Here is a 19,542-nt window from a genome sequence, read left to right on the forward strand (position 1 = left end):
ACAAGTAATAATTTATGATGAAAGACGATAGTTTCCAAAAAGAAAAAAAATCGCTTTGGCAGTCTTATGAACTTCGCGGTACTTCTCGCGAAAAAGAACTCCAAAAACAAGAGTTCTACAAATCACCAGACCCTTTGATTGCAAAAATCAAAAAAGGTGACTTTGATAGAAAAACATTCCTAAAGTTTATGGGTGCATCAGTTGTGATGACAACTGTTGGTTGTATCCAAAAACCTGCTGAAAAAATTGTTCCTTATGTGAACCTCACCATTAAAAATCCAGACAACAACGAAGTAGAACAATACGACTTCGTAAAACATGGACATTCGTATCACTATGCTTCGGTATGTGGTGGATGTTCTGTTGGATGTGGGGTTTTGGTAAAAGCAAAAGATGGCCGTCCTTTAAAACTCGAAGGAAACCCAAGCCACCCAATTTCCGAAGGTGCATTATGTGCTTCTGGACAAGCTTCTATTTTTGATCTTTACGATGCAGACCGAGCGAAAGAACCACAACAAGTTGTGAATGGTGTCGCTAAGTCCAGTGACTGGTTTGTTCTCGATAAAGACGTAAAAGAAAAACTACAAGCAAACAAAGGAAAGACGGTCATTGTTACGAAACCTCTTTCTTCGCCTGCGACCAAAGAATTTGTATCTGAATTTTTACGTTCGGTTGGTGGTGGAAAACACTTAGAAGTGGCGTTTGCTTCTTCTGATGATGCCATTACCATTGCTCAAGAAAAATCATATGGTAAGGCAGTTCTACCGAACTACCACTTTGACAAAGCAAAAGTAATCCTCTCGATTGATAGTGATTTCTTAAACCAAGTCAACTACCACAACGATTTTTCGAAACGAAGAGACTTACAAAAAAACTCTAAATCGATGAACGTTTTCATCGCAGCAGAATCACATCCGTCTATGACAGGATCGAATGCTGACCAAAGAGTTCCATTAAAACCGGGTGACCAACGAAAGTTTGCTCTTTTGATTGCGAAGGCTCTCTCTGATTTAGGAGTGGGTGGAGCAACAGGTGTTTCTGGAATCAATGTCGATACAACTGCTTCTGAACTTGGAATTTCCAAAGAAGTAGTGGTTCGCACAGCAAAGGCTCTCGCCTCTGCAAAAGGTGAGTCCCTTGTCATCGCTGGTGGTTCCAACACATTAACTGAAGACGCAGTCGATTTACAAATCGCGGTCAACATGTTAAACAGCATGCTTGGTAATGATGGAAAAACCATCGATGCCGGAAATCCTTTGAAAGAAGGAAAATCCAATTACGCTGAAAACTTAAAATCTCTCGCAAAAGACTTAAAAGAAAGAAAGGCCGGAGTGGTCATTCTTTATGGTGTGAACCCTGTGTATGAAGCACCTAACGGTGATGAGTGGAAAAAACTCCTTCATGAAGCAGCTCAAGTGGTACAAGTTTCTGACCGTGTGGATGAAACTGCCCTTGCTTCCAACTGGCTTGCTCCTGTATCACATTTCCTTGAGTCTTGGGGTGATAACGAATCCGTAGCAGGGATTGTGGCAATCCAACAACCTACGATCCGACCGCTTTTCCAATCCAAAGCATTTGAAGATATGCTCATTGGTTGGGCTGGTGGAAAGTTACTTGGTTCTGAGTCCCTCTACGAATACCTCAAAGCAAAATACTCGAAAAAAACCAATTGGGAAGACTTACTTCGCAAAGGTGTTCTTGTTACTGGGAATCCAAAAGCAGACAAAGGTGGTCGTTCCTTCCGAGGAACCATTGCTCCACTTGCACCTAGCAAATCAGGTTTAACTGTTTCCCTTTATGAAAGCACAGCGATCGGAACAGGTGAACGAGCTAACAACTCCCAACTCCAAGAACTTCCAGATCCAGTTTCCAAAGTGACTTGGGACAATTACGTTGCCATCAGTCCACAATACTCACGTTCGTCGGGGATCAAACTAAACGACGTAGTCACTGTGACTGTAAACGGAAAGTCGTTTGAACTCCCAGCTCTTGTCCAACCTGGACTCCATCCAGAAGCCGTGGGAATTGCTCTTGGTTATGGAAGAACAAACGTGGGTGAGATTGGAAACGGTGTGGGTAAAAATGCAAGTATCCTTGCAGCAGAAGTAAACGGATCTACGGTGTACTCTGGTTTATCCATCACACTTTCCCCAACAGGAAAAAAATACAAACTCGCAACCACTCAGGACCACCATATGATGAGCCCTGGTGTGATGATGGGTGTGGAATGGAAAGAAAGACCTCTCATCATTTCTGCGAAACTTCAAGACTATACTAAAAATCCAAGTGCAGGAATCCCTGAACCTGAGATCCCAAAAATCTTAGTGGATGGCAAACTACAAAGGGCACAAGGTGCGAACGCTCCTTCTGACCAACCAGGAAGCCAATTTGCATACCCAGGATACAAATGGGGAATGGCAGTGGACCTTACTTCTTGTTCTGGTTGTGGTGCTTGTGTTGTTGCATGTAACATTGAAAACAACGTGCCAATGGTTGGACGTGACGAAGTGAGAATGGGTCGTGAGATGCATTGGCTTCGAATTGACCGCTATTACATAGGTGATCCTGAAAAACCAGAATCACTTGAAATTGCCCACCAACCTTTGATGTGCCAACATTGTGATAACGCTCCTTGTGAGACAGTTTGTCCAGTGGCTGCCACCGTTCACAGTTCAGAAGGAACAAACGACATGGTTTACAACCGTTGTGTGGGAACACGTTATTGTTCCAACAACTGCCCTTACAAAGTGCGTCGTTTTAACTGGTTAGAACATTGGAATGAACACAGCTTACTTGGTGATGCAACTCCTACATTTAAGGCACGTCCTCCAAGAAACTTGGGACTGAACCCAGATGTAACCGTTCGTTCTCGAGGGGTGATGGAAAAATGTAACTTCTGTGCGTCTCGAGTCGCTGAGAAAAAAATCGCAGCGAAAAACGAAGGCCGCACTCTGAAAGATGGGGAAGTGAAAGCCGCTTGTGAACAAACTTGTGCCTCTGGTGCCATTGTGTTCGGTAACGTAAACGATCCTGAATCAAAAGTAGCGAAGCTCTTGAAAGACCCTAGGTCTTACAAACTTCTGGAATACCTAAACATCGGACCTGCTGTCAATTATTTGACCCGAGTTCGAAACGAAGTTTAACAGGGAGAACACAAAGGGAATGTCATTAACACAAGCAGTTAGAGATAAATTAGATATCCCCGACCTGGTCACAGGCGGGAAATCGCTTAAAGATGTAACCGTTGATATCGCAAAACCAAACGAAGATTTCCCAACCAAACTTTGGTGGAATACTTTCTTGTTGGTTCTTACGATCACCCTGATCGACGTAGCCATTATCGGTTATTTGTTTTACGAAGGCCTTTACCTCCTTGGGATCAACAACCCAGTTGGTTGGGGATTTTTCGTCGTTAACTTCGTATTCTGGATTGGTATCGGTCACGCAGGAACTTTGATTTCTGCCGTTTTATACCTGTTCCGCCAAGGTTGGAGAACAGGGATCAACCGTGCTGCGGAAGCGATGACCATCTTTGCCGTTCTTGTAGCGGCATCGAACCTCATCCTCCACGTGGGTCGTCCATGGCTTGGATTTTGGCTCTTTCCATATCCAAACGAAAGAGGTCCACTTTGGGTGAACTTCCGTTCCCCACTGATCTGGGATACATTTGCGGTTTCCACATACCTTTCGATTTCGATGGTGTTCTGGTATTTGGGTCTTATCCCTGACCTTGCAACCCTTAGAGATCGTGCAACAGAAACTTGGAGAAAGAACTTATACAACATCCTAGCCTTTGGTTGGGTTGGTTCGGCAAGAGCTTGGTCTCATCTGGAAATCGTTTCCATGATCCTCGCTGCTCTTTCCACTCCACTGGTTCTATCGGTGCACACCATCGTATCCTTCGACTTCGCGGTTTCCATCCTCCCAGGTTGGCACACGACCATCTTTCCTCCATACTTCGTTGCCGGTGCGATTTTCTCCGGATTTGCGATGGTGGTAACTCTTATGGTCATTGCACGTGAAGTGTTCAATTTAAAGAACTACATCACCATGAAACACTTGGACAACATGAACAAAATCATGATGGTGACAGGTCTCATCGTTGGTCTTGCTTACGGAACAGAGTTTTTCATCGCTTGGTATTCTGGAAACGAATACGAAGGATTTGCGTTCTGGAACCGAGCATTTGGACCATATGGTTGGGCTTACTTCATTATGATTTCCTGTAACGTATTGTCACCACAGGTATTCTGGTTCCGCAAACTTCGTTACAACATCCCAGTGATGTTTGTTGCCTCACTTGTGGTAAACGTAGGTATGTGGTTTGAACGATTTGTGATCATGATGACACTGAACCGTGACTTTTTACCATCCAGTTGGGCCATGTATACACCAACTCTTTTCGACTACGCTATGTTAATCGGAACGTTTGGTATCTTCTTTACTCTCTTCCTTCTCTGGTGCCGAATCATGCCAGTGATTGCGATTGCAGAAGTAAAAACAGTGATGCCACAAAAAGAAGGAGCACACCACTAGTATGTATCTTCCAAAATTAGAACAGTTTCATAAATACAAAGAAATGGACGAAGGTGTGCTCGGAATTTTCGACACTCCGGAAGCCATCATGCATGCGGCAGAAAAAACGAAGGAGAAGGATTACATCGGATTCGATTGTATCCTTCCTTACCCAGTGCACGGAATTGACGAAGCCATGGGAACACCTCGATCTGGTCTCCCTTGGATCACTTTCTTTGCAGGGATTTTTGGATGCACAATTGGAATTTTATTCCAATACCTAACTCATGCACATGACTGGCCTCTCAATATTTCGGGAAAATCTCTCAATGCGTGGTTTGCCTATGTGCCCATCATCTTTGAATTAACTGTATTCTCCGCAGGGATTTATACAGTTGCTGCTTTATGTTTTTTAAGCGGTATTCCCAAAGCAACTCGTCGTATCCTTCACCCGGATTTGACGTCTCATAAATTCGGCCTTTGGATTCCAAAGTCTGCAAAGGGTTATAACGAGTCCGATGTGGTTTCGTTTGTGAAAAGCCTTGGCGGATCCGAAGTCACCGTAGTGAAACCGGAGAACCAAAAATGAAACAAAACATCTTTCGAGTTTTCGCACTGGCGGCAGTCGTTTTTGTCGCAAATTGTGATTATAAAACTCCTGTTTATGAATACTTTCCAAACATGTATGACTCTCCAGCAAGAGAGTCACAAGAGGATGATTCATTTGCATCCAATGGATCGGCTTCTCGCATTCCACCAAAAGGTGCGATCCCAGTCGGATACTATCCATACCCTTATGCAACAGAAGCAACTCCAGACACTCTTCCAGGTGCCGATAAAGGATTAAAGAATCCAATCGCAAAGGTAAGTTTAGGGGATCTGATGATTGGTGAAAAACGATACCAAACATATTGTACACCATGCCATGGAGTACAAGGTTTAGGAAATGGATCAGTTGTGGGACCGGCTCCAAAATTCCAACAACCACCACCATCAGTTGTTTCTGATAAAATCCGCGGTTGGTCCGATGGACAAATCTATCATATCATAACAATGGGTCGAGGTCTGATGGGAAGTTATGCTTACCAAATTGAACCAGAAGACAGATGGAAGCTCATCGCTTACATCCGCAAACTTCAAGAATATGAAGTGAAAAATAAAAAGGCGAACTAGGGGAAATTATGAGCTCTACAAAAGCAGCGAAACTAGACGAATCATTATTGCAGTTCAAACTGCCAGGGTCCGTTCGTAATGCACTCATTGCCATGATCGGAGTGGGAGTGGTGAGTTTTCTCATCGCCTTTTTTGGTTTTGGTCATGAGACGTCTCGCCATATGGACGAGGCTGGTCATTTCCACCACACGAATTTAGGATACCATATTTTACTCATTGGCGCTTACTTCGTGATTGGGCTTGCCATCACAGGGATTTTCTTTACAGCGATCCAGCACCTAACAGGATCTCAGTGGTCTGTGACAGTTCGAAGGATATTCGAAACATACGGACTTTTTGCTCCTGTTGCGGGACTTCTCCTAGTCGGTGTGATCTTTGGAATGCATGATCTTTATGAGTGGGCAGATGCGACAGTTCGTGAAAACGACCACCTCATCCACCACAAAGCAGGTTATTTAAATCCAACCGCTTTCATCATCCGATGTGTTCTCTTCATTGGAGTATGGTCTGTGTTTGCTTACATTTTTCACGGAAAATCTGTGGGCCAAGACAAAGACAAAGTTGTGGATACCACAAAGACTCTTGCTAAGATTTCAGGAGGATTCATCCTCTTCTTCGCATTGTCATGGTGCCTCATGTCATTCGATTTACTCATGTCACTTTCCCCACACTGGTTCTCAACTATGTTTGGTGTGTATGCCTTTGCAGGAGCTTTCCAAACGTCTCTTGCATCGTATTTGATTGTCATTGCGATTTTGAAGAAAAACGGATACCTCGGTGAAGCAGTGAATGAAAACCACTACCATGATATCGCAAAGTTTTTACTTGGTATGACAACCTTTTGGGCTTACGTGGGTTTCTCACAATTTATGCTCATTTGGTATGCAAACATTCCAGAAGAAACTTTCTTTTATGAAATGCGAATGACTGGCGGTTGGGGTTATACAACACTCATCCTTCCATTTGTAAAGTTTGTGATTCCGTTCCTACTTTTACTCAATCGACCAAACAAACGAAACATCGATTTCCTTTGGAAATTGGCTGCTTGGATCCTTATGGTTCAGTTCTTTGAACTTTTCTGGTTGGTATTCCCTGCAAATTTTGAAAAATTCTCAATCCTTCACTTTGTTTTAGCGTTTGGTGGCACTGTGGGAGTGGTTGGCCTTTTTGGTTTCTTTGTCTTCAAAAAGTTCGAAAAACATAGTTTAGTTCCGGTTGGTGATCCTCGATTAAACGAGTGCCTTCACCACCACCAATAGGAGAATTGTTTTGAAACAAAAATTAGTAACACTACTTATTGTTGGAATGAGCGTAACCGCTTGTTCCAAAAACGCTGAAGTGACTTGGCATAAAAATTGTGATGCCAAAACAAACAAAGCAAGTTTGGATTTTACAGTTCCATTGTATTCAGAACCAGATTCTAATTCGAAAGTAGTAGAGTTTGTTCCTGTTGGAACGGTTGTAAAAGTATTTGATGCACGTAACCACAACGTATGGGCACCAAAATATTTTATCAAAGTACAAACGGCGAAAAACGAAGGTTATATGAGCCCTCGATGTTTTGTTGTTGGGCAAGATCCAGCAAATAGCGTTTGGAGATATTCAAAAGGACTCGTAACGGATTCAAAACCTTTTTACGATCCTGCGGATAAAACCCATTACCCAAGAGGTACTGAGTATGGAAACCTTAAGGACCTCCCAAAAGATAAAATCCCTCTTTCTGAACTATCAAAAGGTTTGGAAGAAGGACCTTATGTAAATAAAAACATGTTAAAACAAAACTAATCTGTTTTTGTAAAAAGAAGGATAACAGTGGAAGGGGAATTCCTTCTTGCCACTCTTCTGAAAAAGACCCAAGGGAAACCAAGGGTCTTTTTTTTTTAAAATGTTTCCCAAGTTATCATGTTATGCTTTTAGACTTTCTTTTGATTTTGTGAGGATATATCCTTCATAACTTACAATTGCCAAAATCACAATCTTTTCCCAAATAAAATAATAGGCTCCAATGGTTTGGATCTCGTTCCAATATTTAATGAGGAAAAACATGGATAAGCCACAATAACTCAAGTTTCCAATGATCACTCCTACTAAAAATAATTTCCATTGTTTTGGTTTTTGGATGAAGCAAGTATTGGAATAAAAAAACAATACTCCAGCAAAGATTCCTAAGTTGTAAAGTGCATCCATCGGCATTCCGATTATGTATTGGAACGGTACGATCACTGCAAATAACACAAATAAGGAGATAGATGCACCAAATGCATCCAGAAAAAAAACGGTATGGGGTTGGAAATGTTTGAAAAGTTTTTTTATCATAGGTAGAATCCTAGTTTTGTTTGTCTCCTATTTCCAAAAACAGCGGTGGTTTTCCGTATCCATTAACCGCAGTTTCATTAAAGGAGTATGATCCCCATTTCTCAATTTTGATTTTTATTTGTAACCTATTTAATCAAGAAAATTCCAGTTTTTGGTTTCTGGATTCTCAAAAAGACACACCAATCCTTTGGATTTTGAAAGGAAATTCTGATCTTAGTATGTACTACTTTCTTAAGATGGTTCCCAAAAATGAAATTTTAGGTTTACAAAAAATATATATCTTAGTTACTAAGATATATATTTGCAAAGAAAATGATTTGTTAAAATATATAAAATTTTATGGAAATTGAAGTTTTTAAAAAAACAACCCGCCAGTATTTCGAAACCGCCCTTTCTATGCACGAAATCATAGCAGCACATGTTGGGTTATCTGATACAGACCATAAATATTTAGGATACCTAATTGAAAATGGTGAGATGACAGCGGGTGAACTGGCAAAATTATCTGGTCTTACCACTGGTGCAATCACAGGTGTCATTGATCGATTAGAGAAAGCTAAATTGGTAAAAAGAAAGTTTTTACCAACGGATAGACGAAAGGTTTTTATTGTACCTAATTTAGAGAAAACGAACCAACTGTTTTCTCCAATCTTCAAAAAACTGCAAAAAGAAACAGACCAATTGATTTCTAGTTTTTCAAACCATGAGTTAGAAGTAGTGCATCGATATTTTGATTCTGCAATTCGAATCATGGAAAAAGTGACAAAAAATTTAAAGGAAACGAATGGGATATGAATGGAATTTTAGACAATTGTTTTGGATTTGCAGTTACGATGGGGATGCAAGAACTATCAATTTTTTTAGCCAAGAATTCTTTGTCGATTGCCAAGTATTCTTTAGTATTAAATGTACTGATATATTTTTCGATGAATGGTGCTCAAATTTTTGAAACTTTTGTCTTTGTTCCGCGCTGGGCTTGTGGCAATGATCCAAATCTGAGTATTTTGCATACAGAATATAAGTCTGCTGATCTAAAGTACTTTTGGATTTTGTTTCATTCCATACACGAAATTATTTTTTTAGTATCTCTTATCTTCTGTTTCCCATTAGAAGGGATCGGAAACTATTTGTTATACCTTTTCATTTTTCATATGGGTATCAGGGTTTGGACAATCATTTATTTCGCAAATAAGATCATATGGTTCCAATCCTTTGCGCAGACTATTGAGAAACTTCCAATCAAAGTATTACATGAAATCAGGAAATGGATATTTTGGAATTATTTCCGGGTGAGTTTTTATATTGGAATTTCAATTTGTATGATACCCCTTGTGATTAAAATTCTAGAGATCAATGGATAGTTTCTTTGAAGGATTTGATTCTACAGCTTTGGATCTTTTTTTCTATTTTCTAGTGTTGGTTCCAGAAAAACTGTTTTTTATCTTTTGGTATAACGTTTCTTGACATTTCCCTTTTCTTTGTTATACTCCCTCGCATGGGTCAAAAACGTGCGATAGCTACATCCGCCTCGGAAGAACGATTGGAAAAATTATTGGAAGAAAGGTTAAATCCTGGTTCCAACCAAGAAATCATAGACAAACGAATTTGGGATTTGTTTGGGGAAACTTGGTGTGTGATGTTTACAGACCTATCTGGGTTTTCGAGAGGAGTTGCCAAATTTGGGATCATTCATTTTTTACAAACGATCTATGAATCCCAGAGAATCCTGATTCCCGTTTTAGATGAATTTGATGGAATCCTCATGAAAGATGAAGGCGATAGCCTTATGGTTCTCTTTCGGAATACCAATAAAGCAATTCAATGCGCGATCCAAATGCAAAAAGCATGCAAACGTTATAATGAAGGTAGAGTTTTGGAAGAACAGATCCTACTTTGTGTAGGACTTGGATATGGGAAAATTTTGAAAATTGGGGATACGGATGTGTTTGGAGCAGAAGTCAATGCTGCATCCAAGTTAGGGGAAGATACAGCAAAAGCTTGGGAGATCCTCGTCACGAATGCCGTAAAGGAAAATGCAGATGAAACCTCTGATTTTGATTTTGAACCGATCACAGAAATTCCACCGGGTTCCGAAGGTGCATACAAACTCCTTTATACCTTGGATGAACCAAAGTGGGTTGTGTTGTAATTTAGCATGATTTTCATGATTCTAAAAAACGAAAAAATTGAAAGGACCGTTTATTCCATAAATTCATAGATGGATCGAATTTCTCCATTGGCTTCTATGTAGTTGTAAAGGTCTTGGAATTCTTTATGGCCACAAAGAGTTGAAGAATCTCCAACAAGAATCAAATGTGACTTCGCCCGAGTGAGGGCCACATTCAAACGTTTTGGATTCAACAAAAATCCAATTTCCCCATCAGGGTTTGAGCGAACAAGACTTAGAATCACAATTTCAGATTCTCTACCTTGAAAGGAGTCGATGGTTTGTGTATAAAAATTTCCATTTGCCTTCTTCGTTAATTTTTCCACCTGTCCTCTGTAAGGTGAAATGACTACGGAAGATTCTTTCGGTAATCCTTTCTCAAAAAAACTTTGGATCAAATCTGCTTCTGTTTCATTAAAAAAACTGGGTTCCTCACCTTCTGTTTCTTCCATGGAATCACTCCCTGCCGTATCGATCCAGAGCAGTGCGGAATCAGTTCCGAAAATTTCAGTAAAAGCAGGTAAATTGAAAAAACGCAGATCGGGGTGAGTGAATACTTTGTTTTCATAATAATTGGCATTGGGAAATCCAAGGATTTCCGGTTTCATCCGAAACTGTTTGTCCAAAAAAATGATTCGTTCCCCAGAATCCTCTTCGATTGCTTTTTCTAAAAAACTATTCACGGTTTCATGGTCTGGATGGTTGTAGTTTACTGCTAACTGTTTGGGATCACCAAAGAAAAATGTTTTTTTCCCAGAGAAGATTGCCATATAACAACCTGGATCCACACTTTGAGTGGCTTCATCTACAAACACATAATCAAATTTCCGGCCTTTTTTAAATTCAGTCCCAAATCCAGAAAAGGTAGATACGATGAGTTCACTTGCATCAAGTAGTTTTGCTCTAATATTGGATTCTGATTCACGAATCGTTTGAAGTAAAAATTTTGCTTCTTTCCGTAGTTGGTACCGTTCTTCTCTTTCTTCTTTGCCAAAGTTACGTTTCCAAGAATTGATTTTTTTCTGAATGGCTTTCAATTCCGTTTGCCAATTTTGGATTTGTTTTTGGTCGGGATGGGTTTGGATGAGGTGGTCTAAGTGATACGGTAAGACTTCGTCTTTGATTTTTGTGGAATTGCCAAGTCGAATCACTCGGATTCCATTTCGGATCGCTAGTTCCACGATGTAATCACAAGCAAAGTTAGTTGGACAAAGGGTAAGGACAGACAATTTTTTACTTTGGATTTCCTTTACAGCTTGCATCAGTAAGGTGGTTTTGCCCGTCCCAGGTGGTCCAAACACAATCCCATAATCAGCAATGGTAAAAATCCTTTCTATTGGAGGTAACTCCATTGTTTTTTTGGGGGGAGTCGGTTTATCTCCTGTCCCATAACCTAAACACCATTTGAGTTTTTTGTAAGATTCACTTTCTGTTTCATTCCTTACCTTTCCGATGATTTCATTGTACAAATCATAAGTAGATTCAGGAAACCATTTGGAGATTGTAAAGTTTTCGCTTTCCCAATCGTAATCACCCCGTACTTGGATGATGAGTTTTGATTCCTTCCATTGGTAAACATTCCCATAAATCGATTCGTTTTGGTTTTGTAAAAGGACTGGCACTCCTGGTTTTAGCCAAAGTTTGGATTTATTAGAAAGAATCACTTGGAATTCAGCCCGCCAAGTATTCCCAACAAGAAAACGAAGGTCAACAAGTTCAGCTGATTTGATGGATCCTGACTCCGATTCCATTTCTAAAAAAAGATTTCTTTCGATTTCCCTTTCTTTTGCCAATAAGGATTCCGTATGATTTAATTCTTCTTCCAGTGAACCAAATGTTTGTTTTATGGCTCTTCCCATTCGATATTCTCCAAGGTAGTAAAAAAACCATTGCGAAGCAGTGGTGCAAAATCGATAAAATCAGCAGCTTTCAGAAACAAAGAATCTTCAATGGAATATGCTTGGATGAGATTGTTTGCTGCTTCCTCTACTTTTCCCAACCGGCAATGTGCTCTAGCTAAAATGATCAGAGTTTCTGGATCAATTTCCTTACAATATTCGATATGCGTACGGATTGCACTCAGTGCATTTTCTGGATCTTCTGCATCTAAGTAACATAGAGCAAGTAAATCATAATGGAGGAATTCCTCAGGTGCCACCATCTTTAGAGATTTTTTGAGAGAGGCAAGTGCTGAGTTAAAATCTCCTCTTGAAAAGTATAAGGAGCCAAGTTCAGCCCAAATGTCTTTTCTGTCAATGCCACGCCCATTACTCAAATGTTCTTGTGAGAGTGCTTTTTTTAGGACTTCGATTGCTTCTTCGGATCGTTCCATATCCTTTAGGAGCGAAGCAAGTAAGAGATAGTTTTCTAAGTAAGAAGGGAATTGGATGATACTTTTTTGCAGTTGGACTTTTGCGGATTTAAATTTTTTAAGTTTAATCAAATAACGTGAGTAAACGGTGATACTCAAAGGGTGCGATGGATAGTTTTGGACAATGTCTTGGAAAACTGATTCTGTTTCTTTTGGATTTCCAACAGAGTACAAACACCATGCTTTTTTCGCTTTGATTTTGATGAGAGTTGATTCGTCTTTTGTGAATGCTTCACTTTGTGCGTAGAGATTAAATGCACGTGTGAAATCCTTTTCCTCTTCCAATTGTTTTGCTTCACGGATCAGAGAAAAAAAAGGGTTCATCGTTTTTTTTTACTTCAGGAAATCACGAAATCGCCGATGGGTAGAATAGGGAGTAAAGATTGTAAAAGGAGGTCCGATTATGGTTCCATCTACACCTATTAATCCAATTGCCAATTTGCCAAAAGAAATTTTCCAGGCACAAAACCAACTCACAGAAAAACTTATGAAGTTGGCTGTGGAAGAAAAAGTGGGTCCAGTGGCAAAAAGCGAACGGTTACTCGACATCTACTGTTAAGTATTGATTGAGTTTTTTAATCCACTCGGGTTTCTGGATTGAAGACAGGTCGTTTTCTTTCCAAAAACCCACCAATGGCACTACGGAAGTCCTTGGAATCCAGCATACTTGCATTCCAAACTGCAACATAGTCTAAACCTTCATCGATGGTTTTTCCAATTCCATGATTTAGCACTTGTTTGACCCCACGAATCACGATGGTTGGATTTTCTGCGATTTCCTCAGCAGTTTTAAGACCAGCTTCTAGTAGTGAATCGAAGTCTTTTGTTACCTTTGTAACAAGGCCCATCTGAAAGGCTTCAATTGCTGTAATGTCTTTTCCCGTAAGGGCAAGTTCCCTCGTATGGGCATTGCCTATAAGGTGTGGGAGTCTTTGCAAAGAACCCATATCAGCAACGATAGCCACTTTGGATTCACGTAAGGAAAAAACGGCATCTTCAGACGCATAACGTATGTCACATGCTGAAACTAAGTCAAGCCCACCTCCAATACAATGTTTTTGTACGAGGGCAATGGAAGGTTTTTTGGAATTGTAAACAGCATTGATTCCTTTCTGCATTGTGAGGATGAGTTGGTAGAGTTTTTCTCTACCATCTGCCAATTCCCCTTGCACAACCGGTTTAAATTCTTGGAAAAACTCTTCCAAATCAAGTCCGGTTGAGAAAGATTTCCCTTTGCCTGCGATCACAAATGCATGGATTTTGGGATCGGCATTGATTTCATCCACCATATCGGGAAGGTCCCGCCAAAAAGGCCAGTTCATGGCATTTCGTTTTTCAGGGCGGTTTAACCAAAGGATTCCAATATTCTTTTTTCTTTCGATTGTAAAAAAAGGAGATGGGTTCATGCGTTACTTTCTTCCTTTAACCAAAGTTTTTTGGAGATCATGAGATACACACCAAAGAGGATAAGGGCAATCGAGATATACTGTGACTGAGAAAATCCATGCCAGTAGTATCCCGTGAGAAAGGTTGGGTTCCCATTGGCATCTGGAATATTGACTAAAGTTGGTGGATCGATAAAAGGAATCACTGCTTTATTCACTCGCAAAAATTCAATGATGAGTCTTGCAAACCCATGGATGATGAGAAACTGGGCACCGATGCTCCATTTCCGAAAGTTTTGGTATCTTGCCCAAAATTGAAAATACGAAAAGTATCCAAATGCCATGATGGACTCCATCACAGGCGTATTCCAAACAGGAACACCAGATGGATGCGCTCCATGGAATTCAAAAACAAAAAAAGGAATCCTTTCGTCAGTGGCAAATCCATAACATCCATCACCACTCACAAAACAACCAAGCCTTCCAATCGCATAACCCATGCTAATCGCAGGAATCACTGCATCATAATAGGCACCAATATCAAGTTTGTAATAACGAAAGTATAAGGTGATGAATAACCATCCAAAAAGAAGGCCTCCAAAGAATACAAGTCCACCACCACTAAAGAGGGAAGACCAAAGTCCTGGATGACCAGGAAATCCGTTCCAATGGGTGAGTGGGTAGGTATACTTTCCATCGTAACCCGGGACATCGATGAACACTTGGTCCCATATTTCAAAGATAAAGAAAATTTTTGCTCCAATGAGTGTGCCTAAAATCCCAAGAAAAATCAACCAATCGGAATGATTTGGATCCAATTTTTTTCGTTCTAGCTCTTTTGGGAGGAGGTAGGAACCAACAAGGAAAGCTAACATCATAAGTAGGCTGAAGGTGGAGAGACCCTCCCAGCCAAAAGGATTGGGAATCGGAATTCGATCTAACATAGGGGAAAGGGTAAAATCTTCGCTTACAGGGGAAAGGAGAATTTAAAGCGAAACAAGGGAGAAAAAGGGTAGGGAAAAATGATGAAAATTATCTTGACTCTAGATAGTTTAATATTAAACTATCAAATATCGATCTAAGGAGAGTTAACTATGTTTGATATTCTATTTTCTACTTCAGGGGACATCATCCCTCTTATTTTACGCATCACAGCCTTTGTTGTGATTTTCCCACACGGTGCCCAAAAGTTACTCGGTTGGTTTGGTGGATACGGATTCAAAGGAACTTACGGTTTTTTTACAGGGACCATGAAATTCCCAGGTTTCCTTGCTGTTCTCATCATCCTCGGTGAATCGTTTGGATCTGTTTTGTTACTTGTTGGATTTTTAACAAAATTTGCAGCTCTTTCCATTGCCATCATCATGTTCGGTGCTGCTTTCCTTGCACACAGACAAAATGGTTTTTTCATCAATTGGAATGGAAACCAAAAAGGCGAAGGGTATGAGTTCCATATTTTAGCAATTGGACTTTTACTGGCTCTCATCGTTGGCGGAGCGGGTGTGTATTCCGTTGATTTTAATTTGATCGGAAAGTTCTAATCAAAATTGGTTTCGATTTCGCTGGCTCTGATTTGAGTTAGGAAGAATCATTTGAAACGATACCAACCTTTTCCTAGAGTCATTTTGGGAAGGTTGGTTTTTTTATCAGAACGAAAATTTGGGAACGTTTTAAGCTCATCACCTTTAGGTGGTATCTCAAAAAACTGACGGAGGGTATGGCAATCTGAAAACCTTGGCAGAAGACTATCCGTTCTTTTACGCCAATGATTTGAATGATTATCTTAAGTGGATCAATCTAAGTTAATGTATTCTTCCGGATCTAGGGGAGCATCAAGACCAATGCGCACTTCGTAGTGAACATGTGCACCCGTTGCCTTTCCTGTTTGTCCTACAAGCGCAATTTTATCCCCACGTTTCACACGGTCACCTGGGTTTACGAGGATGAGGGAGCAGTGGCCATACAAAGTAAAAAATCCATTTTCATGGTTGATGCGAACTGATTTTCCAAGTCCACCAACCGCTGTATCCACTGCAATGATCCCAGGTCCCGTCGCATAAATGGGTGTGCCTTCTCCAGCAGCAAAGTCAATCCCCGAGTGGTATTCTCCCACTGGTAAAATTCCAAATGGATCACTGCGGTAACCAAAAGTAGAAGTGACAACGCCTACACCAGGTTTTAGTGGTCGACCCCTTGGCATGGAATAAAAAATACTTTCTCGCATCGACAGGTAATCAATGGCATTTTGAAAATTGGGAACTAGGTTACCGAGTCTTACACCAAACTGGGTATAGGTGGTAACTACTTGTTGGAAAAGTAATAGATTCGAATCAAGTTCGCTTGCATCTTTTCGAAACTCTTCTTTGAGAAGGTAATCTTGTGTGATCATTTCCTTTTCTGGGATTTCTTCCCAGGCAAGCAAATTGAGAGATTCGGTCATCGATTCCAATTCTTCCACAGATTCGCGGAGGTCTTGGGAGAGTAGGTCATAGAACAGAAAGGAAACAAGTTGGGTTTCTGTTTTTTTCTCTAAGGAAAGATTGCGTTCAAAGAAAAAGGAAAAATAGAGTAAGAGACCAAAGGAAAGTAAAACAAGGGAAACGGAAAGGCCAAAGAGAAACCCGAGCATCCCCACAGAAATTTCAATTTGCGCTAGGGGTTTTTCATCATTGGGGATGAGGACAAAACTCACCTTTTCTTGGCTTCGGGAAATCCACTTTTGAAAGCGTTTTTTCCACCGTAAATGTGCAATTTGGAGCCTTTCGTAGGCGGTTGTGACGTAAGTTTCTGCCAATGTTCGTTATCCAGCCAATTTTTTCCTTGCCCATGCCATTTTTCAGGGGAAAGTGGATGAATCCAATATGTTTAAATTTCTCACTTCTCTTTTCAGAAAGAAAGCCGACTCTGTCGATTCCTTTTTGATGTACCCCGAGGGAAAGAGATACTATCGAGAAACTCACTCCATACGCAGGGCCAATATCGATGAAGATGCGATTAAAATCATCAATCGATTGAACAAGTTTCGTTACAAGGCCTATTTAGTCGGTGGAGGAGTCAGAGATCTGCTGATGGGCAAACGCCCAAAAGATTTTGACATTGTCACAAGTGCGACACCAAACCAAATCAAAAGGATCTTCAATAACTGCCGGATCATCGGTAAACGATTTAAAATTGTACACATCATTTTTAAAGGCAAAATTATTGAAGTCTCAACGTTCCGATCATTACCGGAACATCGTTTGGAAAAACACAAAGCAGAAAACGATTATCTCATCAAGCGGGACAATTCCTTCGGTACAGCAAAGGAAGACGCGGCAAGACGCGACTTTACCATCAATTCACTCTTTTACGATCCTAAAAACGATTCCATTTTGGATTACGTTGGTGGGTTTGAAGACATCCAAAAGAAAATTGTTAGGGTCATTGGTGATCCAGACATTTCCTTTAAAGAAGATCCAGTTCGTATGTTACGAGCCGTTAAATTTTCTGTTTTACTTGGACTTGATATCGAGAAAAAAACCAAACTAGCAATTAAAAAGAACCGTTTGGAACTCGAAAAATCATCCACAGCAAGGCTTTTGGAAGAGTACAACAAAATGTTTCGTACTTGGAAAACTTCCATCATCTTTGAAGGGTTAGCCGAAAACCATCTACTCGATGTTTTATTCAAAGAACCTGCTGATAAATTAAGGAAAACAGATCCTGAATGGCGTGAACATTTTATGGACACTCCACTTGGAAAAAGACTCGCTGTGACTGACAAACTTCTTTCTGCAAGGGAAGAGATGACACCCGCGATCTTTTATTCGTTAATTTTTTACGATATCGTAAAAGACCTATACGAAGATGATCGTGGCCACCTAGCGCATAACATCAAAGAAAGTTTAATGCCTGTCTTCGAACGTATGGGAATACCAAAACGAGAACAAGATAATTTGGTAAAAATTTTTATCAGCCAACCTCGTTTCCAAGTCACAGACGACGAAAAAGAAAGGCAAAATTCTTTTTTCAAAAAGAAAGACTATTTTTACGATGCGTTTATGGTGTACAAAATTGTCGCCATTTCCGAAAACAACGAGTCTGCCGTACAAACTGCATTCTTTTGGGAAATATCACTCAGGCAAAGACCAAAACCGGATAGCCACCAATTTGGCCAACAGAATCGTAAAAAAGAAGGGAACAAAAAACGACCACCAAGAAAAAAACACCGTGATCGAAGGGGTGGTGGGAATCCCAACCAAACGAATGTGCAAGAATCAAGTTCCAATGGTTCGGAAGAATCCAAAGGATTTGCTTCTGAAAATCCAAAGGAAGATTCCATTGGAGAGGACATTTAGTATTTAAAAAAAACAAAGTCACTGTTTTTTGATTCAGTGTTTCCATCGTCAAATCTGATTCGATGGAAACATTGAATTCTCTCACTCGAGTGATCCTACTCGAAGACGATCCCACAATTTCAATTTTATATCATGGCCTCCTGCAGAAAAAAGGGATGGAAGTGACTAGTTTTGCAAAGAAAAAACCAGCCATTGATTATTTATCGGAAAATCACTTTCACAACCAAAATATCCTAATCACTGATTTACAATTACCTGATGGGAATGGCTTAGATTTTGTTCGGGAAGTAAGAAAAGTTAATAAACATATACCTATTATGGTCATCACTTCAACAGAAGACCCAAAACAAATCATAGAAGTGATGAAGGAAGATGTTCAGGAATATTTGATAAAACCAGTGATTCCTGCGGAATTGATTTCTAGAATCGAATACCAACTTTCGAATAAAAAAGATGAATATATCCATTCTGATTATGAACGGGAAAAAATACTGTCGTTAGAAAAATTATTAGAATGGTATACTTATAAAAATACTCGAATTCAAAAAAGTGACTTCAATTCGAATGAATTAAACAAAAATCTATTTTATGGATTGCGAACGAGTTTGGCACAAGGTGCAGGTCTTGGAGTTATTACGGAGTTAATCGATATCATTAAAACTATGCCGAAAGTCGAGAATGGCGGAGTTATCCTTGATCCTGAAATATTGAAAATATTGGAAGAAAATGCAGTTTATTCAAAAAAAGTTTTAGATAGGTTTTCGGAAATTGAAGCGGTGATTTTTGATCGAATTAAAATAGAAGAAGTTTCTGCCCTTAAACTATTCAATGAAATGCTGAAAGTGAAAGAAGAGATTTCCTCTCTTTTACTCATTAAGGATCAAGTTTTACTCATTCCTGAGTACAAAGGATCAAATCTTAATTCAAAGATGATCAAACTGAATTCCGAATATTTTAAAAAGATACTGTATGAGTTACTCTTGAATGCGATGAGATTTTCAAAACCATCCAGTAAAATTTTCTTTTTGATTCACTATGATGCTGATGGGATTTATCTTTCCACAATCAATTCATATGATGATGAGGAATCAGCAAAAATTGGAATTTCGAATCGTTGTTTGGAACTGATTTTCGAACCATTTTATCGGATGAATCAAAACATATATGACAAATACGGTTCCTTAGATTTCGGAATTGGATTAAGTTTCGTGAAACAAACAATCGAGAAATTTGGTGGTTCAATCCATGCATTGAATTTGGTGGATCACACAAATGAAA

Annotated in this window: 19 protein-coding genes; 13 read left to right on the forward strand and 6 right to left on the reverse strand. The window is 39.9% G+C overall.

Annotation, left to right across the window (positions count from 1 at the left end; all coding sequences use genetic code 11):
* The first annotated feature begins 17 nt into the window (after positions 1 to 17).
* From LEP1GSC202_RS16470 to LEP1GSC202_RS16495, 6 genes are read left to right on the forward strand one after another with little or no spacing between them, the layout of a single operon-like run.
* Positions 18 to 3,143 carry a TAT-variant-translocated molybdopterin oxidoreductase gene (locus tag LEP1GSC202_RS16470; protein ID WP_039929299.1) on the forward strand — a complete coding sequence of 1,042 codons (3,126 nt, stop codon included), beginning with the start codon at positions 18 to 20 and terminating at the stop codon, positions 3,141 to 3,143.
* A 19-nt stretch (positions 3,144 to 3,162) separates the two neighbouring features.
* Positions 3,163 to 4,536 (forward strand): NrfD/PsrC family molybdoenzyme membrane anchor subunit, encoded by a 1,374-nt coding sequence (gene nrfD / locus LEP1GSC202_RS16475; RefSeq protein WP_015678751.1) that lies wholly within the window; start codon positions 3,163 to 3,165, stop codon positions 4,534 to 4,536.
* Between the two features lies 1 nt (position 4,537).
* Positions 4,538 to 5,104, forward strand: a complete 567-nt coding sequence (locus tag LEP1GSC202_RS16480; protein WP_015678821.1) for a DUF3341 domain-containing protein — start codon at positions 4,538 to 4,540, stop codon at positions 5,102 to 5,104.
* Positions 5,101 to 5,688 (forward strand): c-type cytochrome, encoded by a 588-nt coding sequence (locus LEP1GSC202_RS16485; protein ID WP_015678842.1) that lies wholly within the window; start codon positions 5,101 to 5,103, stop codon positions 5,686 to 5,688. Before LEP1GSC202_RS16480 ends, LEP1GSC202_RS16485 begins: the two co-directional genes overlap by 4 nt.
* Before the next feature lie 8 nt (positions 5,689 to 5,696).
* Complete coding sequence (locus tag LEP1GSC202_RS16490; protein ID WP_015678823.1) at positions 5,697 to 6,947, forward strand: hypothetical protein; 1,251 nt, start codon at positions 5,697 to 5,699, stop codon at positions 6,945 to 6,947.
* Positions 6,948 to 6,957: 10 nt separating this feature from the next.
* Positions 6,958 to 7,473, forward strand: a complete 516-nt coding sequence (locus LEP1GSC202_RS16495) for an Lsa16 family lipoprotein adhesin (RefSeq protein ID WP_015678834.1) — start codon at positions 6,958 to 6,960, stop codon at positions 7,471 to 7,473.
* A 120-nt stretch (positions 7,474 to 7,593) separates the two neighbouring features.
* Here LEP1GSC202_RS16495 and LEP1GSC202_RS16500 read toward each other — a convergent pair whose 3' ends face one another.
* Positions 7,594 to 8,004, reverse strand: coding sequence for a hypothetical protein (locus LEP1GSC202_RS16500; RefSeq protein ID WP_015678773.1), 411 nt, complete (start codon positions 8,002 to 8,004; stop codon positions 7,594 to 7,596).
* Positions 8,005 to 8,400: 396 nt separating this feature from the next.
* On the opposite strand from LEP1GSC202_RS16500, the gene LEP1GSC202_RS16510 reads away from it, so the two are divergent.
* From LEP1GSC202_RS16510 to LEP1GSC202_RS16520, 3 genes are all read left to right on the forward strand, one after another.
* On the forward strand, positions 8,401 to 8,799 hold the full coding sequence (locus tag LEP1GSC202_RS16510; protein ID WP_015678750.1) for a MarR family winged helix-turn-helix transcriptional regulator: 399 nt from the start codon (positions 8,401 to 8,403) through the stop codon (positions 8,797 to 8,799).
* The gene (locus LEP1GSC202_RS16515) at positions 8,796 to 9,365 is read left to right on the forward strand and encodes a hypothetical protein (RefSeq protein ID WP_015678815.1); all 570 of its coding nucleotides are present in this window, start codon (positions 8,796 to 8,798) and stop codon (positions 9,363 to 9,365) included. Before LEP1GSC202_RS16510 ends, LEP1GSC202_RS16515 begins: the two co-directional genes overlap by 4 nt.
* Before the next feature lie 134 nt (positions 9,366 to 9,499).
* Positions 9,500 to 10,153, forward strand: a complete 654-nt coding sequence (locus LEP1GSC202_RS16520) for an adenylate/guanylate cyclase domain-containing protein (protein WP_015678855.1) — start codon at positions 9,500 to 9,502, stop codon at positions 10,151 to 10,153.
* A 50-nt stretch (positions 10,154 to 10,203) separates the two neighbouring features.
* Here LEP1GSC202_RS16520 and LEP1GSC202_RS16525 read toward each other — a convergent pair whose 3' ends face one another.
* Both LEP1GSC202_RS16525 and LEP1GSC202_RS16530 read right to left on the reverse strand, forming a co-directional pair.
* Positions 10,204 to 12,030, reverse strand: coding sequence for an AAA domain-containing protein (locus tag LEP1GSC202_RS16525; RefSeq protein ID WP_015678889.1), 1,827 nt, complete (start codon positions 12,028 to 12,030; stop codon positions 10,204 to 10,206).
* Positions 12,015 to 12,866, reverse strand: coding sequence for a tetratricopeptide repeat protein (locus tag LEP1GSC202_RS16530; protein ID WP_015678812.1), 852 nt, complete (start codon positions 12,864 to 12,866; stop codon positions 12,015 to 12,017). The genes LEP1GSC202_RS16525 and LEP1GSC202_RS16530 overlap by 16 nt, the downstream gene beginning before the upstream one ends.
* Before the next feature lie 79 nt (positions 12,867 to 12,945).
* Here LEP1GSC202_RS16530 and LEP1GSC202_RS20050 point away from each other — a divergent pair, with 79 nt between their 5' ends.
* The gene (locus LEP1GSC202_RS20050) at positions 12,946 to 13,101 is read left to right on the forward strand and encodes a hypothetical protein (RefSeq protein ID WP_015678826.1); all 156 of its coding nucleotides are present in this window, start codon (positions 12,946 to 12,948) and stop codon (positions 13,099 to 13,101) included.
* A gap of 16 nt (positions 13,102 to 13,117) precedes the next feature.
* Here the strand turns inward: LEP1GSC202_RS20050 and LEP1GSC202_RS16535 are convergent, their stop codons facing one another.
* Both LEP1GSC202_RS16535 and LEP1GSC202_RS16540 read right to left on the reverse strand, forming a co-directional pair.
* A complete protein-coding gene (locus LEP1GSC202_RS16535; protein WP_015678904.1) occupies positions 13,118 to 13,948 on the reverse strand; it encodes a crotonase/enoyl-CoA hydratase family protein in 831 nt (276 codons plus the stop codon).
* The gene (locus LEP1GSC202_RS16540) at positions 13,945 to 14,871 is read right to left on the reverse strand and encodes a prolipoprotein diacylglyceryl transferase (protein ID WP_015678768.1); all 927 of its coding nucleotides are present in this window, start codon (positions 14,869 to 14,871) and stop codon (positions 13,945 to 13,947) included. The genes LEP1GSC202_RS16535 and LEP1GSC202_RS16540 overlap by 4 nt, the downstream gene beginning before the upstream one ends.
* A gap of 150 nt (positions 14,872 to 15,021) precedes the next feature.
* On the opposite strand from LEP1GSC202_RS16540, the gene LEP1GSC202_RS16545 reads away from it, so the two are divergent.
* The gene (locus tag LEP1GSC202_RS16545; protein ID WP_015678844.1) at positions 15,022 to 15,468 is read left to right on the forward strand and encodes a DoxX family protein; all 447 of its coding nucleotides are present in this window, start codon (positions 15,022 to 15,024) and stop codon (positions 15,466 to 15,468) included.
* Between the two features lie 251 nt (positions 15,469 to 15,719).
* Here the strand turns inward: LEP1GSC202_RS16545 and LEP1GSC202_RS16550 are convergent, their stop codons facing one another.
* Complete coding sequence (locus LEP1GSC202_RS16550; RefSeq protein WP_015678748.1) at positions 15,720 to 16,721, reverse strand: M23 family metallopeptidase; 1,002 nt, start codon at positions 16,719 to 16,721, stop codon at positions 15,720 to 15,722.
* Positions 16,722 to 16,788: 67 nt separating this feature from the next.
* Here LEP1GSC202_RS16550 and pcnB point away from each other — a divergent pair, with 67 nt between their 5' ends.
* Positions 16,789 to 18,264 carry a polynucleotide adenylyltransferase PcnB gene (gene pcnB / locus LEP1GSC202_RS16555; RefSeq protein WP_015678879.1) on the forward strand — a complete coding sequence of 492 codons (1,476 nt, stop codon included), beginning with the start codon at positions 16,789 to 16,791 and terminating at the stop codon, positions 18,262 to 18,264.
* A 62-nt stretch (positions 18,265 to 18,326) separates the two neighbouring features.
* On the forward strand, positions 18,327 to 19,542 hold a 1,216-nt coding region (locus LEP1GSC202_RS16560), incomplete at its 3' end, for an ATP-binding response regulator (RefSeq protein ID WP_015678859.1).

Source organism: Leptospira yanagawae serovar Saopaulo str. Sao Paulo = ATCC 700523 (genome assembly GCF_000332475.2).
Taxonomy (GTDB): Bacteria; Spirochaetota; Leptospiria; order Leptospirales; family Leptospiraceae; genus Leptospira_A; species Leptospira_A yanagawae.